Source organism: Pseudomonas chlororaphis, assembly GCF_001921865.1.
In the GTDB taxonomy this organism is placed as follows: Bacteria; Pseudomonadota; Gammaproteobacteria; order Pseudomonadales; family Pseudomonadaceae; genus Aquipseudomonas; species Aquipseudomonas chlororaphis_D.
The window spans coordinates 116957-139674 of record NZ_MSCT01000004.1 but is presented as its reverse complement, the minus strand read 5'-3'; the positions used below and the strand labels follow the sequence as shown (position 1 = coordinate 139674).

The window sequence follows — 22718 nt, the reverse complement described above, 5'->3', positions numbered from 1 at the left end:
GCTCCTACAGGGGGCAACATGATCCTTGTAGGAGCGAGCGGGCGGCGAACCGTCTTGCTCGCGACAGGGCCAAAGAGCCCAAGCAAAAAACGCTGGCAAAACCCTCGATGGATATGCGCCACTACTGCCTTCACTGAAAAAGCTGCAAAGCCGCGCCCTTTAGCGCGGCCAGCCTGGAGATTCCCGTTATGAGCGAGAGTGTGTTTGCCGATCGCATCGTGCAGAACCTGCTCGACACCGACTTCTACAAATTGACCATGATGCAGGCGGTGCTGCACAACTACCCCAACGTGGAAGTCGAATGGGAATTCCGCTGCCGCAACAGCGAAGACCTGCGCCCTTACCTCGCGGAGATCCGCTATCAGTTCGAGCGCCTGGCCGACCTGAGCCTGAGCCCCGATCAACTGGGTTTCCTTGAGCGCATCAGTTTCCTGAAGCCGGATTTCCTGCGTTTTCTCGGGCTGTTCCGCTTCAATCTGCGCTACGTCCATACCGGCATCGAGAACGGCGAGCTGTTTATCCGCCTGCGTGGGCCGTGGCTGCATGTGATTCTGTTCGAGGTGCCGATGCTGGCGATCGTCAGCGAGGTGCGCAACCGCTATCGCTACCGCGAGACCGTCCTGGAACAGGCCCGCGAACAGCTGTACCGCAAATTCGACTGGCTGACCGCCAACGCCAGCGCCGATGAATTGTCGCAGTTGCAGGTGGCCGATTTCGGCACCCGCCGGCGCTTCTCGTACCGGGTCCAGGAAGAAGTGGTGAGCGTGCTCAAGCATGACTTCCCCGGGCGTTTCGTCGGCACCAGCAACGTGCACCTGTCCCGCGAACTGGACATGAAACCCCTGGGCACCATGGCCCATGAATGGATCATGGCCCACCAGCAACTGGGGCCGCGGCTGATCGACAGCCAGATCGCCGCCCTCGACTGCTGGGTCCGCGAATACCGCGGCCTGCTGGGGATCGCCCTGACCGACTGCATCACCACCGACGCCTTCCTCAACGATTTCGATCTGTACTTCGCCAAGCTGTTCGACGGTCTGCGCCACGACTCGGGGGATCCGATCGTCTGGGCGGAAAAAGCCATCGCTCGCTACCTCAAGCTGGGGATCGAGCCGATGAGCAAGACCCTGGTGTTCTCCGACAGCCTGACGCTGCCCAAGTCGCTGGAGATCTTTCGCGCGCTGCTCGGCCGGATCAACGTCAGCTTCGGTATCGGCACCAACCTGACGTGCGATATTCCCGGTGTCGAGCCGATGAGCATCGTGCTTAAAATGACCGCCTGCAATGGCCAGCCCGTCGCCAAGATCTCCGACGAAGCGGGCAAGACCCATTGCACGGATCCCAACTTCGTCGCTTATCTGCGCCACGTTTTCCAAGTACCTGCCGCCCTTTCTGGCACATCAAGCAAGGAGTGAATCATGCAAGCCGTACAGCGTGAGATTGCTGAACAGCTCAAGGTCCAACCGCCTTTCAAGGACCAGGCCGATCTCGAGGCGGAAGTCGCCCGGCGGGTCGCCTTCATCCAGAAATGCCTGCTCGATTCCGGGCTCAAGTCCCTGGTGCTGGGCATCAGCGGCGGCGTCGACTCGCTGACCGCCGGCCTGCTGGCCCAGCGCGCAATGCGCGAACTGCGCGAGAGCAGCGGCGATGCTAGCTATCGCTTCATCGCCGTGCGCCTGCCCTACGACGTGCAGTTCGACGAACATGACGCCCAGGCCTCGGTGGATTTCATCGAACCCGACGAGCGCCATACCGTGAACATCGGCCCCGCGGTCAAGTCCCTGGCCAATGAAGTGGCGGCCTTCGAGGGCCATCAGGCGGTGGCGCGGGACTTCGTCCTCGGCAACACCAAGGCGCGCATGCGCATGGTCGCGCAGTACACCATCGCCGGCGCCGCCCACGGCCTGGTGATCGGCACCGACCATGCCGCCGAAGCGGTGATGGGCTTCTTCACCAAGTTCGGCGACGGCGCCTGCGACCTGGCGCCGCTGAGTGGCCTGGTGAAAAACCAGGTACGGGCCATTGCCCGGCATTTTGGCGCGCCGGAATCGCTGGTGGAGAAGATCCCCACCGCCGACCTGGAAGACCTGTCGCCCGGCAAGCCGGACGAGGCCTCCCACGGCGTGACCTATACCGAGATCGATGCCTTCCTGCACGGCCAGCCGGTGCGCGAAGAAGCGTTCAAGATCATCTGCAACACCTACAACAAGACCCACCACAAGCGGGTGATGCCGTTCGCGCCTTGAGGTGACGGAGGCCATGCAAAAGCCCGCCGGGGGAAGCCCTCGGCGGGCTTTTTGTTTTGGGGGTGGCTGGGCGGACGCTATCGCGAGCAAGCTCGCTCCTACAGAGGGCAGCGAGCGCCCTGTAGGAGCGAGCGGGCGGCGATCCGTCTTGCTCGCGATGAACGATGGCGCGGACTGTCTGCCCGCCCACAAAAAAGCGCCCCGAAGGGCGCTTTTTCATCACACGGGATCAACCGATCACTTCAGCACCACGGCGCCTTTCATCATCGAGTTGTGGCCCGGGAACGAGCAGAAGAACTCGTAGCTTTCGCCAGCGGTCAGCTTCGATACGTCGAAAGTCACCGAGTCTTTCTCGCCAGCGCCGATGATCTTGGTATGGGCGATGACGCGAGTGTCGCCTTCTTTCAGGTAGTTCTTGTCGATGCCGGCAGCCATGCCATCGGTGGCGATAGCGGCCATGTCCGCGCTTTTGCTCAGCACCCAGTTATGGCCCATGACGTTCTTCGGCAGGCTGCCGGAGTGGGTCAGGTTCACGGTGAAGGTCTTGCAGCTCTTGTCGATGGTGATTTCCTTCGTGTTGAAGGACATCTGGTCGGTGGAGTCGACATCGACCTTGCATTCGGCGGCCATCAGCTGGCTGCTGGCCAGTGTCAACAGGGATACCGCGACGAGTTTGGCAAACATGGTGAATCTCCAAGGCAGGGTTAACAAAATCCATCTGAAATCCATGGGGGTGAAGACTGCCTGAATTTTTCGCAAGTTCCTATGATTTACATCAAGAAATTGTATACAACTTTGCGCTATCGACCTGATCGAGAGAATCAAACAGCCTGTGGCCGGCTCCGGGCCTATGCTCGGCGCACCTCACCAACGGAGTGTCCGCCATGCACCTCAACAGCCTGTTCCGCAGCTTGCTCGCCGCCTACGCCTGTGGCGCCAGCGGTACCTACGAGAACCCCACGCGCGAGGATTGACCCTTGGAGCGCGCCCGGCCAGCCATTACTCTGTGTGCCTCACCGACCCCGGAGCAAGGCATGCCTTTAACATCTGTCTGTGTATTCTGCGGTGCCAGCACCGGCACCCACCCGGCTTACCGCGAAGCGGCGCAGGCCCTCGGCCGCCAGCTGGCCGAGCGCAAGCTGACCCTGGTCTACGGCGGTGGCGCCGTCGGCCTGATGGGCATCGTCGCCGACGCGGCCCTGGCGGCCGGCGGCGAAGTCATCGGCATCATTCCCCAGAGCCTCAAGGACAAGGAAATCGGCCACCCGGGGCTGACACGCCTGGAAGTGGTCGACGGCATGCACGCGCGCAAGGCGCGCATGGCCGAGCTGAGCGACGCCTTTATCGCACTGCCGGGCGGCCTGGGCACGCTTGAAGAACTGTTCGAGGTCTGGACCTGGGGCCAGTTGGGTTACCACGCCAAACCGCTGGGCTTGCTGGAGGTGAATGGCTTCTACGAAAAACTCACGGGTTTTCTCGATCATATCGTCGGCGAAGGCTTCGTCCGCGCTCCGCACCGTGACATGCTGCAAGTGAGCGAGTCGCCGCAGGATCTGCTGGCTGCGCTGGAGTCCTGGCAACCCACGGTAGTGCCAAAATGGGTCGATCAGAAACCCGACTAACCACCAAACTCCGATAACCGGCAGAATACGCGCCGCTCAACCTCACCTTCGACCCCAGAGGATCGCCCATGGCCAAACCCAATTACTCCTTCGCCAAACGTCAACGCGACCTGGCAAAGGAGCAGAAGAAAGAGGAAAAGCTGCAACGCAAGAAAGCCGCCGCCGAAGAAGCCAGCGCCCCGAGCCCGGATGCGGAAGGTGACGTGGCCGTCGACGACGCAGCAGACGATCAGGCTCCCCGGGCCTGAGACCCGCCGGGCCCGACTCCGATCAGGCCTTCAAGGATCTGTGTCCAGGGCCGGCATTCCACTGCTGGCCCTCACAGCCCCAAAGCTTTGACAATCGACTCGCGATACCCCCGCGGCAAATTGGCCGGCAATTCGTCCGCGGCGAACAGGCCGATTGCCTTGTGCTCATGGCTGACGGTCGGCACGAAACCACCCATCAGCCGGCAGCGATAGGTCGAAATGAACACGTGCTTGCCGGGGATAACCTCGAACAGATACGAGTCCAGCGGCTCGCCCACCACCACCTGCACATCCAGTTCTTCCTCGATCTCCCGCGCCAGGCACTGCGGCGCCGTTTCCCCCAGTTCGATCCGCCCGCCGGGCAGCTCCCACTCGTCGCGCTCGTTGAGCATCAGCACCACCAGGCCTTCGGGAGACTGCAACACGCCCTTGATCGATACCGCGAACATAAGAAACTCCTGTCATTCCTGATGTAGCCACTGCCGCAGGCGGCGATAAGGTTCGAAGCACCTTCCTGTGGCCTTAAAAGCCCGGCCGCTACGCGCCCGGACGCAGCCTGCGGCAGCGGCTACAGGGAAATGTTTTCGCCCAAGGGCATCACGGTGACCCGCACTTCCGGGTCGTGGCTGCCGCCGCCGAGAATCACCCCGCGCAACGGCGACACATCGGAAAAGTCCCGGCCCCAGGCCAGGGTGATGTGCTCCAGCGCCGGCTGCACGTTGTTGGTCGGGTCGAAATCCACCCAGCCGAGCACCGGGCAGAACACCGAGACCCAGGCGTGGGAAGCGTCGGCGCCGATCAACCGAGGCTGCCCCGGCGGCGGCTGGGTCAGCAGGTAACCGCTGACATACCGCGCCGCCAGCCCGCGGGAGCGCACACATGCCAGCATCAGGTGGGCAAAGTCCTGGCAGACCCCGCGCCGACGCTCCAGCACCTCCACCAGCGGCGTCGCCACCTGGGTGGCTTCGGCGTCGAAGGTGAACTCGCTGAAAATCTTTTCCATCAACGCCTGGACGCCGAGCAACAGCGGCCGGCCGGCGGGAAAACAGCTTTCGGAGAACTCGACGAAGCTTTTCTTCAAGTGCACGTAAGGCGACTCGAAACGGTAACGGCACGCCTCCATCACGGGCGCGGACAGCGGCTGGCTGCTGTAGGTCAATGCGCTGCGGGTGGCGTCCCAGGGCAGCGACAAGGCGAAGTCCAACGTTGGCCTCGCCAGCACCTCCACCGTCAGTTGCGCGTTGACCAGCAGCTCGTCGTGCGGCCGCTCGAACGCCAGCCGGGTCAGCGGGTTGCCGAACACATCCAGCTCGTCGCGGCGGGTGGTGGGCTCCGGGCTGATCAGCAGCTCCTGGCGGCTGCACTGCTGCCAGGTGCAGGCGCGGGGCCACAGGTGCGCCAGTTGCTGGGCCAGGGAAACCGGGCTGTCGTAGTGGTAATGGGTATCGTGAAAAATCTGGTAGTGGGCGCTCATCAGACGGACACCGTTTGTTGGCTGACATCGTCGACATGGGCGAAATGCCGCAGCGCCAGGCGATCGGAAACCTGCCCGCTGGCATCGGCAATTTCCTGCAGCAGGTCGGCCAGGCCTTCGAGTGCCGCGCGCACGCCGGACTCGCCGAACAGCGGGTTTTCCAGACACCCCAGGTCGAAACGCCCCAGGCGCCCCACCAGTTTGGGCAAGCCGGACTCGCGCGGCACGCCGAAGTCGTCGTGCAGGCGATTGAGGGTCCGGGTCACCAGCTTCAACTGGAACAGCACCGCGTGGGGGTTCTGCTCGTCGAGCAGCAACAGGTCGAGCACCGGGATCAATTGCGCCACCGCCAGGTAGCGCGAACGGTAGGTGATGCTGCTGTTGCCCAGCTCCAGCAGCCACTCCAGGCCAGCCTGGTCGAATGCGCTAGGGTCGCGCAGGAAGGCCGCCAGGCTGCTGCTGAGGAACTGCAAACGTTCGAGGCGCCGGCCGATCATCAGGAAGCGCCAGCCCTCGTCGCGGGTCATGTCGTCCAGGGCAAAACCCGACAGCGCCGCCAGGGACATCACCAGGCGGTTGAGGAAATCCAGCAGTTCGCCAAAGTCCGGCTCGCGGGCTTCCAGCGCCAGCGCTTCGCGCTGCAACTCCACCAGCGCCTGCCAGTTCTCCCGCGAGAGCTTGCCGCGCACCTGGGACGCCGCCCACTGCAACCGCTGCAAGTTGGAGCGCAGGCTGAACGACCAGTCGTCCCCGAGCAGAGCCGCCAGCAGGCGCTCGGGCAATTCGCCTTCGTCGGGCAGCAGCATCAGGCTTTTGCCGAGGCCGACCGCCGCCTGCAAGGCCTGCGGGTTATCGCCGTCGACATAACGCGCCAGCATGATGCGCAGCAGCCGCGCGCTGCCGTCGCAGCGCTCGCAGTAACGGCCGAACCAGAACAGGTTTTCCACCACCCGCGACGGCAGGTACGGATCGCGCCGCACCAGATCGCGCACGCCGATGGTCCGCTGGCCTTGCCACTGTTCACCGCTGGGAGAACGCTCGCCCAACACCCAGGTGTCCTTGCTGGCGCCGCCGCGCTGCATCGAGACCACTTCGGCATCGGCCTCGGCGGCCACCCGGGTCAGGCCTCCCGGCAGCACGCGATAACCGTTGCGGCTGGCCACCGCGTAGACCCGCATGCCGATGGCCCGAGGCTGCAACTGCCCGTCCTCGGCCTGCCAGACCGGTGCCTGGGACAGCTGGGCCAACTCCTGGGCGACATAGGCGTAAGGCCGCGCCCGCATCCGCTCGGCCAGGGCCTGGCGCTCTTTCTCGTCCAGGTCGCGGCCGAACACCGGGGCAAAACTCTGGGACGGAAAGGCCGGCTTGATCAGCAGTTCCGGCAGTTTTTCCAGGGCCTGGGCCAGCACCGGCGCCTCGCCGCACCACCAGGTGGCGATGGACGGCAGGATCAGCTCTTCGCCGAACAGGTGCTGGCTGATCTTCGGCAAGAACCCCAGCAGCCCCGGCGACTCCAGCACGCCGCTGCCCAGGGCGTTGGCCACCAGCACCCGGCCGCGCCGAACCGCCTCCAGCAGCCCCGGCACGCCGAGGGCCGAGTCGGTACGCAGTTCCAGCGGGTCGCAGAAGTCGTCGTCGAGCCGGCGCATGATCGCGTGGACCCGCCGCAGGCCGCTCAGGGTCTTGAGGTAGACCGTGGCATCGCGCACGGTCAGGTCGTTGCCCTCCACCAGCGGATAACCGAGCTGGCGCGCCAGGTACAGGTGCTCGAAATAGCTCTCGTTGAAGCGCCCCGGCGTCAGCAGCACGATCAGCGGCGCTTCGTCGTCCCGCGGCGCCTGGCGAGCCAGGGTTTCCTGCAGGGTGCGGAAGAACCCGGCCAGATGCTGCACCTGCAAGTCGCGGTACAGCTCCGGAAAGGCCCGCGACACGATCATGCGGTTTTCCAGGGCGTAACCGGCCCCCGACGGCGCCTGGGTCCGGTCGGCGGTGACCCACCAGCGCCCGTCCGGGGTGCGCGCCAGATCCACCGCATACAGGTGCAGGAAGGCGCCATCCGGCGGCGCGATACCCTGGCAGGGCCACAGAAAGTTGTTATGGCCGAAGACCAGCTCGGCCGGCAGCAACCCTTCGCTGATCAACCGCTGGGGGCCATACAGGTCGGCCAATACCGCGTTGAGCAAACGCGCGCGCTGGGCGATCCCGGCCGACAGCTGCTGCCACTCGTCGGCGGCCAGCACGTGGGGCAGCAAGTCGAGCTCCCACGGGCGGTCGGCGCCCTTGGGGTCGGCATAGACGTTGTAGGTGACGCCGTTTTCCTGAATCTGCCGGGCCAACAGGGCCTGGCGCTGCATCAACTGCGCCGGGGCGCTGCGCTGCAACTGGTCGAACAGCCGCCGCCAGTGCGGGCGCACCGCGCCGCTGGCGTCGAGCAGTTCGTGATAGGTACCCGCCGTCAGCGGGTAATGGTCAAGCGGGTCAGGCATGGAAAGCTCGGCAGACGGCAAGGTCGATCAGATTAACGCAGACACATGACACCCGGATATGCGAAACCTCCGGGCGTCGCGTCTGCTTTAGAAACGTCGCAAATCGAGTGTCATCGGCAACTCGTCGTTGATCGTCAAGCTCGGCACCGCCAGGGTGCCGGGGCTGTGCCCAAGGCGGAAGAAGCGCGCCATGCGCCGGCTTTCGGCCTCGTTGGCATTCACCGGCAGGCTGTCGTAGTTGCGCCCGCCGGGGTGGGCCACATGGTATTGGCAGCCGCCCAGGGAACGCTGCATCCAGGTGTCGAGCAGGTCGAACACCAGGGGGGCGTGCACGGGAATGGTCGGCTGCAGGCAGTTGAAGGGTTGCCAGGCCCGGTAGCGCACCCCGGCGACGAACTCGCCGACCCGCCCGGTGGGCTGCAACGGCACCGCGACACCGTTGCAGGTCAGCAGGTAGCGCTGTGGCGCCAGCCCGCTGAGCTTGACCTGCAGGCGCTCCAGCGACGAGTCGACGTAACGCACCGTGCCGCTGCCGGAACCCTCCTCCCCCAGCACATGCCAGGGTTCCAGCGCCTGGCGCAGTTCCAGCTCGACCCCGCCCACCGCGTAATCGCCGACCTTGGGGAAGCGAAATTCCAGGTGCGCGGCGAACCACTCGGCCCGCAGCGGGTAACCGGCGGCGTTGAGCTCGACGATGACATCGGCGAAATCCTGCTCGATGAAATGCGGCAGCAGGAAGCGGTCGTGCAGCTCGGTGCCCCAGCGCGCCAGCCTGGCCGGCGCATAGGGTTCTTTCCAGAAACGCGCCACCAGGGCCCGCAGCAGCAGTTGCTGGGTCAGGCTCATGCGCGCATGGGGCGGCATTTCAAAGGCCCGCAGCTCCAGCAAACCGAGGCGCCCGGTGGCGCCGTCCGGCGAGTACAGCTTGTCGATGCAGAACTCGGCGCGGTGGGTGTTGCCGGTCACGTCGATCAACAGGTTGCGCAATAAACGATCGATCAGCCACGGCGGGCATTCCTCGTCCGGCGCGGGCATCTGCGCGAAGGCGATTTCCAGTTCGTACAGCGCATCGTTGCGCGCTTCGTCGATCCGCGGCGCCTGGGAGGTCGGGCCGATAAACAGCCCGGAGAACAGATAGGACAACGACGGGTGGTTGTGCCAATAGCTGATCAGGCTGCGCAGCAGGTCGGGGCGGCGCAGGAACGGCGAATCCGCCGGCGTGGCGCCGCCCAGCACGAAATGGTTGCCGCCGCCGGTTCCGGTGTGGCGCCCGTCGATCATGAATTTTTCGGTAGTCAGGCGAGTTTGCCGGGCCTCTTCGTAGAGAAACTCGGTGCGCTCCACCAGCTCGTCCCAACTGGCGGACGGCTGCACGTTGACCTCGATCACGCCCGGGTCCGGGGTGACGCGGAAGTTGCTCAGGCGCGGATCGCTGGGCGGCTCGTAGCCCTCCAGCAACACCGGACAATGCAGCGCTTCGGCGCTGGCTTCAATGGCGCTGACCAGCTCCAGGTAATCTTCCAGGCGCTCCAGGGGCGGCATGAACAGGTACAAGCGCCCGCCCCGCGCCTCGGCGCAGAACGCGGTACGGGTCAGCCAGTCGGCGGACTGGTCGACCTGGGGCACCCGCTCGTCGGCTTCGGCCGCTGCGCCATGGCTGTTCAACCGGGCGCTGTCCGGCAGCTCCGGCAGGTCCTGGTTCGGATCAGTGGGGTGTACGTAGGGGTATTCCGCCGCGGTCACCCAGGGCTGGGAGGCCAACGGCAGGCGATACCCCAGGGGCGAATCCCCCGGAATCAGCCGGCAATGGCTGTCGCGCAGGTACCAACGGCCGCTCTGCCACTGGTCGCCCCTGGCGGTACGGGCCAGCGGCAGCACCTGGCCGATGACCTTGTCCAGGCCCTGGCTGAAGACCTTGCGCAAGCGCGCTCGCTCCAGCTCGTCGGCCAGCCGCGAGTCCTCGGCCGTGACGTTCTGCGGCAGGGCGCCCTCGCGCCACAGGTAGTAGAAGTTGTCTTCGTAGGCCGGGAACACGAAGCGCGGCGGCAGCTTCAGGCGCTGCGCGACGCTGGCCAGGAAACGCCCGGCCAGCTCGCTGTCGGCGCCGTAGTCCTCCTGTTCGTCGGCGATCAGCGCAGCGTTGTGCCAGATCGGCACGCCGTCGCGGCGCCAATAGCAGTTCAGCGACCAGCGCGGCAACTGCTCGCCCGGGTACCACTTGCCCTGGCCGAAATGCACCAGGCCCTTGGGCGCGTAGTGGTTGCGCATGCGCCGGAACAGCTCGGCGGACAGCCGGCGCTTGTCCGGCCCCAGGGCAGCGGTGTTCCATTCGGCGCCGTCCGGGTCGTCGATAGACACGAAGGTCGGCTCGCCGCCCATGGTCAGGCGCACGTCGCCGGCCAGCAGGTCGGCATCGATCTGCCGGCCCAGGGCCTGGATCGCCAGCCATTGCTCCTCGGTGTAGGGCTTGGTGACCCTCGGCGCTTCCCAGACCCGCTCCACGGACATCTCGTGGCTGAACTCGCAGTCGCAAGGCTCGACCACGCCGCTGATCGGCGCCGCCGAGGACGGATCGGGGCTACAGGCCAGAGGAATATGGCCTTCGCCGGCGAACAGCCCGGACGTGGCGTCCAGGCCGATCCAGCCGGCGCCCGGCAGGTACACCTCGCACCAGGCATGCAGGTCGGTGAAGTCGACCTCGGTGCCGGACGGACCGTCGAGGGCCTTGACGTCGGCGGTCAGCTGAATCAGGTAGCCGGAAACGAAGCGCGCGGCCAGCCCCAGGTTGCGCAGCAGTTGCACCAGCAGCCAGGCGGAGTCGCGGCACGAGCCGGACGCCTTGCCCAGGGTCTGTTCCGGCGTCTGCACGCCCGGCTCCAGGCGGATCAGGTAACCGATGTCTTCGCTCAGGCGCTGGTTCAGCCCCACCAGGAAATCCACCGCGGGCATCGGGGTACGGTCGATACCGTCGAGGTAGGCCTTGAATGTCGGCGTCAGCGGCAGGGTTTCCAGATAAGGCGCCAGCTCGCGCTGCTCGTCGGCGGCATAGGCGAAGGGAATCTGCTCCGCATAGGGTTCGAGGAAGAAGTCGAATGGGTTGAAGACCGCCATCTCCGCCAGCAGATCGACCTCGATCCGCAATTCGTCGGTCTTTTCCGGGAACACCAGGCGCGCCAGGTAGTTGCCCTGGGGGTCTTGCTGCCAGTTGATGAAATGCTGCTCGGGCTGGACCTTCAGCGCGTAGGAAAGAATCCGCGTGCGGCTATGGGCCGCCGGGCGCAGGCGCACGATCTGCGGGCCGAGTTCGACCGCGCGGTCGTAGCGGTAGTGCGTGACATGGTGCAATGCGACATGGATCGACACGGCGTGCCTCCTGCGGGCCTGAACGTAGCTGAAAGCGCGCAAGACTTATGCCAGGGCTCCCGCCCCGGCACTTTGCCGAACCGCTGCTGGCAGTACAGCACCAAAAACGAGCGACGCTCGCCCCGGCGTGCGCAGGCTTGCACATAAATGTGGCGACAGGATGTAACCGGGTTCAGCGCCGCCGTTTCAAGCCGGTTTCCAGCTGCCGCAGGCGCCGGCGTTTGCGCGCCGCCACTTGCAGCACCTTGAGCCCGCGCTGATAGCGCCGGGTGCTCATCAGGTAGAGGCCGCCCAGGGGCAGGCACAGGACAACGGCCGGAAACAGCCGTTGGCGGGAGTCCAGCAGTGCCAGCACCGCACACGCCAGGCAGAACACCAGTGCGCCAAACAACGCCCAGGCCCCGCGCGGGTATCCGCGGATCACCAGCAGGAAACACAGGCTCAGCAGCAGGCCGGCACCCAGCATGCTCATCGCGGCGTAGTTGGCGACCTGGAAGTCATGGGGGAAATACAGCGCCGGCACCTGCGCCGCCGTCAGCGAAAGGCTGAAGACCGCGAGCATCATCACGGCGATGTGGATCGTGCCGAAACGCCATACATAGGGTTGCCAGGCAAGCCATTCGGCGGTCTTGAGGCGCAGCAGCTGTTCTTCGAGCTGCTGGTGCTGCTGGGTTTTCCTGCGACGCGACACGCACTTCTTCCTTGAGTCGGGGCCAATCCTGGCATGCACCTTAGCAAACCCCGCCGCCACAATGCACAACGCCAACCCTGGGGTTGGCGTCGGCTTTTTCGGGCAATGGCCTTAGCGCGGCACGACCGGTTTGCGGGCTGGCTTCTTGCCTTTGCCCTTGGCTGCATCGGTACGCTCCTTGGCGGCCTGCTTGTTGCGGGCCATCGCGGCGGCCTTGGCCTGTTCGCGTTTGTCCCACGGGTTGCTGCCGTCGCTGCCGCGCGGTGGCAGGCCGGTGTGCTGGGTGAGAATCCGGGTGGTGTCCTTGGCCACCTTGTGGCTGCCGGCCGGCGTCGAGTTCTTGCGCCGGGCGCTCTGGTAGCTGTCGGTGGACGGCTGGTTCAACGGAATCAGCTGGTTCTTGCCCGGCCCGATCAGGTCGCCGCGGCCCATGCGCAACAGGGCCTCACGCAGCATCGGCCAGCCTTTGGGATCGTGATAGCGCAGGAACGCCTTGTGCAGGCGGCGCTGCTCCTCGCTCTTGACGATGGTCACGCCGTCGCTCTTGTAGGTGACCTTGCGCAGCGGGTTCTTGCCCGAGTGGTACATGGCGGTGGCCGAGGCCATCGGCGACGGATAGAACGCCTGCACCTGGTCGGCGCGGAAACCGTTGCCCTTGAGCCACAGGGCCAGGTTCATCATGTCTTCGTCGGTGGTGCCCGGGTGCGCGGCGATGAAGTACGGAATCAGGTACTGCTCCTTGCCTGCTTCCTTGGAGTACTTCTCGAACATCCGCTTGAACCGGTCGTAGGTCCCGATGCCCGGTTTCATCATCTGGTTGAGCGGGCCTTCCTCGGTGTGCTCCGGGGCAATCTTCAGGTAGCCGCCGACGTGGTGGGTCACCAGCTCCTTGACGTATTCCGGCGACTCGACCGCGAGGTCGTAGCGCAGGCCGGAAGCGATGAGGATCTTCTTCACCCCTGGCAGGGCACGGGCACTGCGGTACAGCTGGATCAGGGACGAATGGTCGGTATTCAGGTTCGGACAGATGCCGGGGAACACGCACGACGGCTTGCGGCACGCGGATTCGATTTCCGGGCTCTTGCAGGCGATGCGGTACATGTTCGCGGTCGGGCCGCCAAGGTCGGAAATGACGCCGGTAAAACCGGGGACCTTGTCACGAATTTCTTCGATCTCGCGAATGATCGATTCTTCGGAACGGTTCTGGATGATCCGCCCTTCGTGTTCGGTGATCGAGCAGAAGGTACAGCCACCGAAGCAGCCGCGCATGATATTCACCGAGAAACGGATCATGTCGTAGGCCGGGATTTTCTCCTTGCCGTACACCGGGTGCGGGATGCGCTGATATGGCATGCCGAACACGTAGTCCATCTCTTCGGTGGTCATCGGGATGGGCGGCGGGTTGAACCAGACGTCGATCTCGCCATGCTTCTGCACCAGCGCACGGGCGTTGCCCGGGTTGGTCTCCAGGTGCAGCACGCGGTTGGCGTGGGCGTAGAGCACCGGATCGTTGCGCACCTTTTCCATGGACGGCAGGCGTATCACGGTCTTGTCCCGGGTCATGCGCGGGCTGGCCAGGATCTGCACCACCTTGGCTTCCTGGGGATCGTCCACCGGGCCCTTTTCCTGCTCGATGGCACAAGCCTGGGTGTCCTGGGTGTTCACGTACGGGTTGATGATCTTGTCGATCTTGCCCGGACGGTCGATCCGCGTGGAGTCGACTTCATACCAGCCCTGCGGTGTATCGCGGCGAATGAACGCGGTACCGCGCACATCGGTGATGTCTTCGATCTTGTGCCCGTAGGACAGGCGCTGGGCAACTTCGACGATCGCCCGCTCGGCGTTGCCGTAGAGCAGGATGTCGGCGCTGGCGTCGATCAGGATCGAGTTGCGCACCCGGTCCTGCCAGTAGTCGTAGTGGGCGATGCGGCGCAGGGACGCTTCGATGCCGCCGAGGACGATCGGCACGTTCTTGTAGGCTTCCTTGCAGCGCTGGCTGTACACCAGGCTGGCGCGATCCGGACGCTTGCCGGCCAGGCCGCCAGGGGTGTAGGCGTCGTCGGAACGGATCTTCTTGTCCGCGGTGTAGCGGTTGATCATCGAGTCCATGTTGCCGGCCGCGACGCCGAAGAACAGGTTCGGCTCGCCGAGCTTCATGAAGTCGTCTTTGGACTGCCAGTTCGGCTGGGCGATGATCCCGACACGGAAACCCTGGGCCTCCAGCAGCCGGCCGATGATCGCCATGCCGAACGACGGGTGATCGACGTAGGCATCGCCGGTGACGATGATGATGTCGCAGGAATCCCAGCCGAGCTGATCCATCTCCTCCCTGCTCATCGGCAGGAAAGGTGCTGGCCCGAAACATTCGGCCCAGTACTTGGGATAGTCAAATAACGGCTTGGCTGCTTGCATGTCGATGACCGGTATAGGTGTAGAGAGGGGCGCGTTTATTTACAGAGAAATTCGCGGGCGCGGAATATAGCACAAAAAATGACCAATTCCGACGACTATGGTCGGAAATCGGCGGCGCCTTCATCGCGAGCAATCGAGCGTCGACCGGCTGCTCCTACAGAGTGCAACACCGCTCTTGCAGGAGCGAGCTTGCTCGCGATGAGGTCGTATCAGGTCCGACGGCTGTTATTCGTCGTCGTCGAAGTTGTAGCTGCCCGGCGCGAGGTTCTCGAAACGGGTGTACTTGCCGATGAACGCCAGGCGGATAAAGCCGATGGGGCCGTTCCGCTGCTTGCCGATGATGATTTCGGCGATGCCCTTGTGCTCGGTCTCGGGGTGATACACCTCGTCCCGGTACACGAACATGATCACGTCGGCGTCCTGCTCGATCGCTCCGGATTCCCGCAAGTCAGAGTTCACCGGGCGCTTGTTCGGGCGCTGTTCCAGGGAACGGTTGAGCTGGGACAACGCCACCACCGGGCAGTTGAATTCCTTGGCCAGGGCCTTGAGGGAACGGGAGATCTCGGAAATCTCGTTGGTCCGGTTGTCGCCGCTGGAGCCGGGAATCTGCATCAGCTGCAGGTAGTCGATCATGATCAACCCGATATCGCCGTGCTCGCGCACCAGGCGCCGGGTCCGCGCGCGCATTTCCGACGGGCTGATGCCGGCGGTGTCGTCGATGAACAGCTTGCGATCGTTGAGCAGGTTGACCGCCGAGGTCAGGCGCGGCCAGTCGTCGTCTTCCAGCTGGCCGGAACGGACCTTGGTCTGGTCGATCCGCCCCAGGGACGACAGCATACGCATGATCAGCGATTCGCCTGGCATCTCGAGGGAGTACACCAGCACCGCCTTGTCGCTGCGCAGCACGGCGTTTTCCACCAGGTTCATCGCAAAGGTGGTCTTACCCATCGACGGACGGCCGGCGACGATGATCAAGTCGGCCGGTTGCAAGCCGCTGGTCTTCTCGTCGAGGTCGGTGTAGCCGGTGGACAGGCCGGTGATCGCATTATCGGTGTTGAACAGGGTATCGATACGGTCGATGGCCTTGGTCAGCAGGTCGTTCACCCCGACCGGACCGCCGGTCTTCGGACGAGCCTCGGCGATCTGGAAGATCTGCCGCTCGGCTTCGTCGAGGATCTCTTCGGCGGTGCGGCCTTCGGGGTTGAAGGCACTGTCGGCGATCTCGGTACTGATGCCGATCAACTGACGCAAGGTGGCGCGCTGACGGACGATCTGCGCATAGGCCTTGATGTTGGCCACCGACGGCGTGTTCTTCGCCAACTCGCCGAGGTAACCCAGGCCGCCGACCTGGGACGTCTGGCCTTCCTTGTCCAGTTGCTCGGACAGGGTCACGACGTCGATCGGCATGTTCTGATCGGCCAGCTTGGCGATCGCGCGGAAGATCAAACGGTGGTCATGTCGATAGAAATCGCCGTCGGATACTTGATCCAACACGCGTTCCCAGGCGTTGTTGTCCAGCATCAGACCACCGAGCACGGCCTGTTCGGCCTCGATGGAGTGCGGCGGCACCTTCAGGGCGGCGGTTTGCAGATCGTATTGCTCGGGAGCGGAGATATCGTTCATGGCCACTTGGAATTCGAGGGTGAAAATCAGGATCGGCAGAAAGACAAAGGGCACGACCTGTGAACAGGATCGTGCCCGATGTTACCGGCAAGCACCCGAGGGTGCCAGCCGACAAGTGCTGCTTAAGCTGCTACCACGACAACGCGTACGGTGGCTTCAACTTCGGCGTGCAGGTGCACGGCTACGTCGAATTCGCCTACGTTGCGGATGGTGCCGTTCGGCAGACGAACTTCGCTCTTCTGCACTTCAACGCCGGAGGCGGTCAGTGCGTCAGCGATGTCGTGGGTGCCGATCGAACCGAACAGCTTGCCTTCGTCACCAGCGGTGGCAGTGATAGTCACTTCCAGCTCAGCCAGTTGGGCAGCGCGGCTTTCAGCCGAAGCCTTGCGGTCTGCAGCCAGTTTTTCCAGCTCAGCGCGACGCTCTTCGAACGCGGCCAGGTTGGCAGCGGTCGCAGCGGTAGCTTTGCCGTAAGGCAGCAGGTAGTTACGGCCGTAACCAGCCTTAACGTTCACTTTGTCGCCCAGGTTGCCCAGGTTGGCGACTTTTTCCAGAAGGATCAGTTGCATGTGAAAATCCTCTTAACTTTTAACCTTCACCGTTCGCGCTATCTGCGTCTTTCGGCGCAAAACGACCGCGAAAATCAATCAGGCTGTCGACAATGGCTAACACCACGAGCAACGGATAGATCAGCTGCATGAACAGCAACAGCGTTACGTACAACCCCACCAGCCAGAACCTGGCCAGTCGCCCTTGCGCCACCAGCCCGTGAATCAGGGCCAGCCCGGCGAACACCAGCGGTACGCTGCACAACGGCGTCAGCATTGCCATCTGCGGACCGAAGTTCGGTCCCAGCAGCATGCAGGCCAGCAGCAACATCGCCAGTCCCAGCGGGAGTCTGATGGCGCGAAACTCGCGCCCAAAACCACCCGGGTTGTACAACAACGCCTGCCAGTAGCGCCCGACAATCAGGCTCAGCACACTGACGATCTGCAACAAGGCCGCTATCAGGCCGGTCAGGACCGGTGCGATCAGTGAGGCGAGACGAGCCCGCTCTTCAACCGACAACTGCTGGTAGAGATCACCGAGGGCCAGCGGCAGGATTTTTACCAACTCCTGCGAGAGCATCTCGATCTGGGGGCGGTAAGCCACACCCAGCACTCCAGCAAACACCAGGCCCAGCGCTATGCTGACCAGCAGCACACGGTTCCAGGATTCGCTTGCGCGCAAAACCAACGCAAGGCCCGAAGACCCGAGCAGCACCATGAGTGCGCGTGGATCTGCGGAATACAGCCACCAGAACAAAGCCGGCAGCAATCCCAGGACAAGCACGCCAAGGGCGTCGCTCAAACCGCGCCGCAGGAGCACCAGGCTCCCCGCGGCAGCACCCAACCAATACAGCAACGGCAATGCCGCACATCCGGCCACTACCAGAGTGGCCTGCATACGACCGCGCATGATGAACTCAGCTAAGGCGCGCATGCATTCAATCCCTTACTACTTGTCGACGACCCGGTCTCAGCGGCCGTGGCTGTCGGTGTAGGCCAGCAGGGCCAGGAAGCGGGCGCGCTTGATAGCGGTGGCCAGCTGACGCTGATAACGAGCTTTGGTACCGGTGATGCGGCTTGGAACGATTTTGCCGGTCTCGGATACGTAGGCTTTCAGAGTGTTGAGATCTTTGTAATCGATCTCCTTCACGTCTTCAGCGGTGAAGCGGCAGAATTTACGACGACGGAAGAAACGTGCCATGTAATTGGCTCCTCAAAAGGTCCGTGGATTACTCGTCAGCGTTATCGCTGGCGTCGCTGTCATCACCATCAACGCCATCGGCGCTGTCGGAGTGCTCAGGACGGTCGCGACGCTCACGGCGCTCACTGCGGTTTTCTTCAGCCTTGAGCATCTCGGATTGGCCGGTAACGGCTTCTTCGCGACGGATGACCAGGTTACGGATCACTGCATCGTTGTAACGGAAGTTGTCTTCCAGCTCAGCCAGGGCTTTGCCAGTGCACTCAACGTTCAGCATCACGTAGTGAGCCTTGTGAACATTGTTGATTGCGTAGGCCAGTTGACGACGGCCCCAGTCTTCCAGACGGTGGATTTTGCCGCCGTCTTCTTCGATCAGCTTGGTGTAACGCTCAACCATGCCGCCGACTTGCTCGCTCTGGTCAGGGTGGACCAGAAAGATGATTTCGTAATGACGCATGAATGCTCCTTACGGGTTGTAGCCTGCCGCTCAAAAGCGGTCAGACAAGGAGTGAATGACACTGGTGTGTCTTGCCAGAGATAGGCACATATGCGCCTGCCGCAACGGCAAGGGGCGCAATTGTAGAGAAGGGGAAACAGCGACGCAAGGCAATTGGTGATTATTTGAACAATCGGGCACAACACCCGCAAACCTGTAGGAGCGAGCAAGCTCGCTCCTACAAAATCAGGCCTTCTTGATACCAGCCTTGGCCTTGGCCGCCCGCTGACGCGTGGCCTCGAACAGGCACACGCCGGTCGCCACGGACACGTTGAGACTGCTGACGCTACCCGCCATTGGCAGCCGCACCAGGAAATCGCAATGCTCGCGCGTCAAGCGACGCATGCCCTTGCCTTCAGCGCCCATGATCAGGATGGTCGGCCCAGTCAGGTCCTGGTCGTACAGTTCCTGCTCGGCTTCGCCGGCGGTACCGACGATCCACAAGCCGCGTTGCTGGAGTTTTTCCAGGGTACGCGCCAGGTTGGTCACAGCCACCAGAGGAATCACTTCCGCAGCGCCGCACGCCACCTTGCGCACGGTCGGGGTCAGGGTCGCGGACTTGTCCTTTGGCACCAGCACCGCCAGCGCTCCCGCCGCATCGGCGGTGCGCAGGCAAGCGCCGAGGTTATGCGGATCGGTCACGCCGTCCAGCACCAGGAGCAGCGGCGCGCCCTCGGTGCGGTCGAGCAACTCGTCGAGCATCGCCTCGCCCCAGACCTGGCTCGGGCTTACTTCAGCCACGACCCCCTGGTGAACGCCTTCGACCCAGGCATCCATTTCGCGCCGCTCGGCCTGACCGACGGCTACGCGGTTCTGTCCAGCCAGCTCCACCAGCACCTGCACCCGCGGATCACTGCGGCCTTCGGCCAGCCAGACCTGCTTCACGCGCTTGGGATGGTGACGCAGCAATGCCTCTACAGCGTGCACGCCGTAGATCTTTTCCAACTGACTCATGACTTGGCCTTGGGTTTACGCGCCCCGCCGCTTTTCGACGCAGGACCTGCGCCCGCTTTTGGCGGACCTTTACGATGTTTGCTCGGCTTGCCGGTGGCCGCGGGCTTTCCGGATTTGCCCCCGGGCGCCGCCTTACCGCCGCTCTTGGCTTCCGCCAGCAACGCCTTCTTCATTTCCCGACTTTTGCGCACTTCGGCGTTTTTTGCCGCCGCATCGCTGGAACGATAAGCCTCGGCCGGTTTTTCCTTGGCCGAAGTACGGCGCCCAGCCTTGGCCGGAGCCGGCTCGGCAGCAGCCTTGGCTGGTGGAGCGTCGACCGCACCGCGCTTCTTGCGACCGATCGGTGCGCTGATGGTTTTTTCCGCCATCTCGAAGTCGATCTTGCGCTCGTCCAGATCGACGCGCATGACCCGAACCTCCACGCTGTCACCCAGGCGGAAGCTGCGACCGGTGCGCTCACCCGCCAGACGGTGATGCACTGGGTCGAAGTGGTAGTAGTCGCCCGGCAGCGCCGTGACATGCACCAGACCTTCGACATAGATATCGGTCAGCTCGACGAACAGGCCAAAACCGGTCACCGCGGTGATCACGCCCGGGAACGATTCGCCGACGCGATCTTTCATGAACTCGCACTTGAGCCAGTTCACCACGTCGCGGGTCGCTTCGTCGGCACGACGCTCGCTCATCGAGCACTGCTCGCCAAGCTGCTCGAGGGCCGCCTCGTCATACGGATAGATACGCGCCTTAGGAATGGTCATCGCACCCGCACGACGCACGTGAGGCGTGTTCTGCTTGGAATGGATGACACTGCGAATCGCCCGGTGCGTCAGCAAGTCCGGGTAACGACGGATCGGCGAGGTGAAGTGGGTATAGGCTTCGTAGTTCAGGCCGAAGTGGCCCTGATTGTCAGCGCTGTACACCGCCTGGCTCAACGAACGCAGCATGACAGTCTGGATCAGGTGGTAATCCGGACGATCCTTGATGGTTTCCAGCAAGGCCTGGTAGTCCTTCGGCGTCGGGCCATCCTTGCCTTTATGCAGGGACAGGCCGAGTTCGCCGAGGAAGGCACGCAGCTTTTCCAGACGCTCCGGCGGCGGGCCGTCGTGAACGCGATAAAGCGCAGGTATTTCGTGCTTCTTGAGGAATTCGGCGGTGGCCACGTTGGCCGCCAGCATGCATTCCTCGATCAACTTATGGGCATCGTTGCGGGTGGTCGGCCGAATTTCGGCGATCTTGCGCTCGGAACCGAAGATGATCCGGGTTTCCTGGGTCTCGAAATCGATCGCACCGCGGGTATGACGAGCACCGAGCAACACCTTGTACAGCGCATACAGCTGCTTGAGATGCGGCACAACGTCGGCGTACTCACTACGTAGCTGCTTGGCGTCGCTGGTTTTCGGCTGTTCGAGGATGGTGCTGACCTTGTTATAGGTCAGGCGCGCCTTGGAGTGGATCACCGCTTCGTAGAACTGATAGTCAGTCATCTCGCCGGTTTTGGAGATGGTCATCTCACAGACCATGGCCAGACGATCGACTTTTGGATTCAACGAGCACAGGCCGTTGGACAACTGCTCCGGCAGCATCGGCACCACGCGCTCGGGGAAGTACACCGAGTTGCCGCGCACCTGGGCTTCGGCATCCAGCGCCGAGCCGATCTTCACGTAACTGGAAACGTCGGCAATCGCCACATACAGCTTCCAGCCGCCGCTGAACAGGCGCAGCTTGCCAGGCTTGGCTTCGCAGTAGACCGCGTCATCGAAGTCGCGAGCGTCTTCACCGTCGATGGTGACGAACGGCAAGTCGCGCAGGTCGATGCGCTTTTCCTTGTCCTTCTCTTCGACTTCCGGCTTGAGCTTGCCGGCTTCCTTCAATACCGCCTCAGGCCAGACATGAGGAATATCGTAGGTGCGCAAGGCAACGTCGATTTCCATGCCCGGGGCCATGTAGTTGCCCACGACCTCGACCACGTCGCCTTGCGGCTGGAAGCGCGGAGTCGGCCAGTGGGTGATCTTCACCTCGACGAACTGACCGATCTTGGCACCGGCGTTACGCCCCGGAGTCACCAGCACTTCCTGCTGGATCTTCGGGTTGTCGGCCACCACAAAACCAATGCCGCCCTCTTCGAAATAACGACCGACGATGCTCTCGTGAGCACGGGACACCACTTCGACAATCACGCCCTCACGACGACCACGGCGATCCAGGCCGGAAACCCGGGCCAACGCACGGTCGCCGTCAAACACCAGGCGCATCTGCGCCGGGCTCATGAACAGATCGTCGCTGCCATCATCGGGAACCAGGAAGCCAAAGCCGTCGCGATGCCCGCTGATGCGGCCGAGGATCAGGTCGAGCTTGTCCACCGGTGCATAAGTGCCGCGGCGGGTGTAGATCAGTTGAGCATCGCGCTCCATGGCGCGCAGGCGGCGACGCAGGGCTTCGATCTGGTCTTCGGTGGTCAGACCAAACTCTTCGACCAGCTGCTCGCGATTAGCAGGCGAACCCCGGTCAGCAAGGTGCTGAAGGATCAGTTCGCGGCTAGGGATAGGGTTTTCGTATTTTTCCGCTTCACGAGCGGCCTCGGGGTCGAGGGACTGCCAATCGGCCATTAGATAAATTTCACCTTGTCTATATGCGGGTTAGTTTGGCATACGCGTATTGAAACGGGAAATTTCAGGCTCAGACAGGCTCTGAAAAGTCCTTTAGAAGCACCGGAAGCATCTGTCAGAAGCCGTCGGCGATTTTTTTCCATTATTTTCAAGATCAGGGGTTTACAGCTCAAAAGGTGGTCCGTATAGTGCGCGCCATCGACGACGCAGACGCATCTCGATATTGCCCAGATGGTGAAATTGGTAGACACGCCAGCTTCAGGTGCTGGTGGCCGCAAGGCCGTGGAAGTTCGAGTCTTCTTCTGGGCACCATATTCAAGCTTCACAGCGCTGCCGTGAAGCTTAACAAAAACCCGCGAAAGCGGGTTTTTGCATTCTAAGTGTTTGATTTATTAAATCTAAGTCAAAACAGGGCTTTACAGATCCAAAGACGCTCCGTATAGTTCGCCCCATCGACAGCGGCAACGCTGCTGATATTGCCCAGATGGTGAAATTGGTAGACACGCCAGCTTCAGGTGCTGGTGGCCGCAAGGCCGTGGAAGTTCGAGTCTTCTTCTGGGCACCATATTCAAGCTTCATGGCATTGCTGTGAAACTTCACAAAAACCCGCGAAAGCGGGTTTTTGCGTTTCCGGGACTCAAGAATCCCACCTCCCACCTCCTCGACCTCAAGCCCGCTCAAGTCCCTGCTCCTCCCCAAAAGGCACATGAGAAACAATATCGTTTATGATTGTTACAAGTTTTTGCGGCAC

At 63.0% G+C, this 22718-nt stretch carries 18 protein-coding genes and 2 tRNA genes; 6 read left to right on the top strand and 14 right to left on the bottom strand.

Translation table 11 applies throughout. The features are described from left to right. Positions 1 to 188 precede the first annotated feature (188 nt). Both pncB and nadE read left to right on the top strand, forming a co-directional pair. A complete protein-coding gene (gene pncB / locus BTN82_RS02560; protein WP_075117617.1) occupies positions 189 to 1415 on the top strand; it encodes a nicotinate phosphoribosyltransferase in 1227 nt (408 codons plus the stop codon). A gap of 3 nt (positions 1416 to 1418) precedes the next feature. Further along, positions 1419 to 2246: an ammonia-dependent NAD(+) synthetase gene (nadE, locus tag BTN82_RS02555; protein WP_075117616.1), complete on the top strand. Its 828-nt coding sequence runs from the start codon at positions 1419 to 1421 to the stop codon at positions 2244 to 2246. 237 nt (positions 2247 to 2483) lie between these two features. Here nadE and azu read toward each other — a convergent pair whose 3' ends face one another. Beyond that, positions 2484 to 2930 carry an azurin gene (gene azu, locus BTN82_RS02550; RefSeq protein ID WP_075117615.1) on the bottom strand — a complete coding sequence of 149 codons (447 nt, stop codon included), beginning with the start codon at positions 2928 to 2930 and terminating at the stop codon, positions 2484 to 2486. 350 nt (positions 2931 to 3280) lie between these two features. Here azu and BTN82_RS02545 point away from each other — a divergent pair, with 350 nt between their 5' ends. Then, entirely contained in the window at positions 3281 to 3868 is a 588-nt protein-coding gene (locus tag BTN82_RS02545) for a TIGR00730 family Rossman fold protein (protein ID WP_075117614.1), read from the top strand. Positions 3869 to 3936: 68 nt separating this feature from the next. After that, positions 3937 to 4116, top strand: a complete 180-nt coding sequence (locus BTN82_RS02540) for a hypothetical protein (RefSeq protein WP_075117613.1) — start codon at positions 3937 to 3939, stop codon at positions 4114 to 4116. Positions 4117 to 4187: 71 nt separating this feature from the next. Here BTN82_RS02540 and BTN82_RS02535 read toward each other — a convergent pair whose 3' ends face one another. From BTN82_RS02535 to rnr, 13 genes are all read right to left on the bottom strand, one after another. Continuing rightward, positions 4188 to 4565, bottom strand: coding sequence for an NUDIX hydrolase (locus tag BTN82_RS02535; protein ID WP_075117612.1), 378 nt, complete (start codon positions 4563 to 4565; stop codon positions 4188 to 4190). 119 nt (positions 4566 to 4684) lie between these two features. After that, positions 4685 to 5590 (bottom strand): transglutaminase N-terminal domain-containing protein, encoded by a 906-nt coding sequence (locus BTN82_RS02530; RefSeq protein ID WP_075117611.1) that lies wholly within the window; start codon positions 5588 to 5590, stop codon positions 4685 to 4687. Then, positions 5590 to 8076, bottom strand: coding sequence for a circularly permuted type 2 ATP-grasp protein (locus BTN82_RS02525; RefSeq protein WP_075117610.1), 2487 nt, complete (start codon positions 8074 to 8076; stop codon positions 5590 to 5592). The genes BTN82_RS02530 and BTN82_RS02525 overlap by 1 nt, the downstream gene beginning before the upstream one ends. 87 nt (positions 8077 to 8163) lie before the next feature. Further along, on the bottom strand, positions 8164 to 11439 hold the full coding sequence (locus BTN82_RS02520) for a DUF2126 domain-containing protein (protein ID WP_075117609.1): 3276 nt from the start codon (positions 11437 to 11439) through the stop codon (positions 8164 to 8166). A 172-nt stretch (positions 11440 to 11611) separates the two neighbouring features. After that, the gene (locus BTN82_RS02515; RefSeq protein ID WP_075117608.1) at positions 11612 to 12130 is read right to left on the bottom strand and encodes a hypothetical protein; all 519 of its coding nucleotides are present in this window, start codon (positions 12128 to 12130) and stop codon (positions 11612 to 11614) included. 111 nt (positions 12131 to 12241) lie between these two features. Then, the gene (locus BTN82_RS02510; protein WP_075117607.1) at positions 12242 to 14542 is read right to left on the bottom strand and encodes a YgiQ family radical SAM protein; all 2301 of its coding nucleotides are present in this window, start codon (positions 14540 to 14542) and stop codon (positions 12242 to 12244) included. Between the two features lie 225 nt (positions 14543 to 14767). Further along, the gene (dnaB, locus tag BTN82_RS02505; RefSeq protein WP_075117690.1) at positions 14768 to 16165 is read right to left on the bottom strand and encodes a replicative DNA helicase; all 1398 of its coding nucleotides are present in this window, start codon (positions 16163 to 16165) and stop codon (positions 14768 to 14770) included. A gap of 122 nt (positions 16166 to 16287) precedes the next feature. Beyond that, on the bottom strand, positions 16288 to 16734 hold the full coding sequence (rplI, locus tag BTN82_RS02500) for a 50S ribosomal protein L9 (protein WP_075117606.1): 447 nt from the start codon (positions 16732 to 16734) through the stop codon (positions 16288 to 16290). A gap of 19 nt (positions 16735 to 16753) precedes the next feature. Then, the gene (locus BTN82_RS02495) at positions 16754 to 17647 is read right to left on the bottom strand and encodes a hypothetical protein (protein WP_075117605.1); all 894 of its coding nucleotides are present in this window, start codon (positions 17645 to 17647) and stop codon (positions 16754 to 16756) included. 36 nt (positions 17648 to 17683) lie between these two features. Next, positions 17684 to 17914, bottom strand: a complete 231-nt coding sequence (rpsR, locus tag BTN82_RS02490) for a 30S ribosomal protein S18 (RefSeq protein WP_002551829.1) — start codon at positions 17912 to 17914, stop codon at positions 17684 to 17686. 28 nt (positions 17915 to 17942) lie between these two features. Next, positions 17943 to 18368, bottom strand: coding sequence for a 30S ribosomal protein S6 (gene rpsF, locus BTN82_RS02485; protein ID WP_075117604.1), 426 nt, complete (start codon positions 18366 to 18368; stop codon positions 17943 to 17945). A gap of 225 nt (positions 18369 to 18593) precedes the next feature. Further along, on the bottom strand, positions 18594 to 19361 hold the full coding sequence (rlmB, locus tag BTN82_RS02480) for a 23S rRNA (guanosine(2251)-2'-O)-methyltransferase RlmB (protein WP_075117603.1): 768 nt from the start codon (positions 19359 to 19361) through the stop codon (positions 18594 to 18596). Beyond that, complete coding sequence (gene rnr / locus BTN82_RS02475) at positions 19358 to 21967, bottom strand: ribonuclease R (RefSeq protein WP_075117602.1); 2610 nt, start codon at positions 21965 to 21967, stop codon at positions 19358 to 19360. Before rnr ends, rlmB begins: the two co-directional genes overlap by 4 nt. 225 nt (positions 21968 to 22192) lie before the next feature. On the opposite strand from rnr, the gene BTN82_RS02470 reads away from it, so the two are divergent. Then, a tRNA-Leu gene (locus BTN82_RS02470) sits at positions 22193 to 22279 on the top strand. Positions 22280 to 22445: 166 nt separating this feature from the next. Further along, positions 22446 to 22532: transfer RNA gene (locus BTN82_RS02465), tRNA-Leu, on the top strand. Positions 22533 to 22718: the final 186 nt, after the last annotated feature.

Coding starts and splice junctions, on each gene's coding strand:
- pncB (WP_075117617.1), top strand. CDS start 189: ATGAGCGAGAGTGTGTTTGCCGATCGCATCGTGCAGAACCTGCTCGAC.
- nadE (WP_075117616.1), top strand. CDS start 1,419: ATGCAAGCCGTACAGCGTGAGATTGCTGAACAGCTCAAGGTCCAACCG.
- azu (WP_075117615.1), bottom strand. CDS start 2,930: ATGTTTGCCAAACTCGTCGCGGTATCCCTGTTGACACTGGCCAGCAGC.
- BTN82_RS02545 (WP_075117614.1), top strand. CDS start 3,281: ATGCCTTTAACATCTGTCTGTGTATTCTGCGGTGCCAGCACCGGCACC.
- BTN82_RS02540 (WP_075117613.1), top strand. CDS start 3,937: ATGGCCAAACCCAATTACTCCTTCGCCAAACGTCAACGCGACCTGGCA.
- BTN82_RS02535 (WP_075117612.1), bottom strand. CDS start 4,565: ATGTTCGCGGTATCGATCAAGGGCGTGTTGCAGTCTCCCGAAGGCCTG.
- BTN82_RS02530 (WP_075117611.1), bottom strand. CDS start 5,590: ATGAGCGCCCACTACCAGATTTTTCACGATACCCATTACCACTACGAC.
- BTN82_RS02525 (WP_075117610.1), bottom strand. CDS start 8,076: ATGCCTGACCCGCTTGACCATTACCCGCTGACGGCGGGTACCTATCAC.
- BTN82_RS02510 (WP_075117607.1), bottom strand. CDS start 14,542: ATGCAAGCAGCCAAGCCGTTATTTGACTATCCCAAGTACTGGGCCGAA.
- dnaB (WP_075117690.1), bottom strand. CDS start 16,165: ATGAACGATATCTCCGCTCCCGAGCAATACGATCTGCAAACCGCCGCC.
- rplI (WP_075117606.1), bottom strand. CDS start 16,734: ATGCAACTGATCCTTCTGGAAAAAGTCGCCAACCTGGGCAACCTGGGC.
- BTN82_RS02495 (WP_075117605.1), bottom strand. CDS start 17,647: ATGCGCGCCTTAGCTGAGTTCATCATGCGCGGTCGTATGCAGGCCACT.
- rpsR (WP_002551829.1), bottom strand. CDS start 17,914: ATGGCACGTTTCTTCCGTCGTCGTAAATTCTGCCGCTTCACCGCTGAA.
- rpsF (WP_075117604.1), bottom strand. CDS start 18,368: ATGCGTCATTACGAAATCATCTTTCTGGTCCACCCTGACCAGAGCGAG.
- rlmB (WP_075117603.1), bottom strand. CDS start 19,361: ATGAGTCAGTTGGAAAAGATCTACGGCGTGCACGCTGTAGAGGCATTG.
- rnr (WP_075117602.1), bottom strand. CDS start 21,967: ATGGCCGATTGGCAGTCCCTCGACCCCGAGGCCGCTCGTGAAGCGGAA.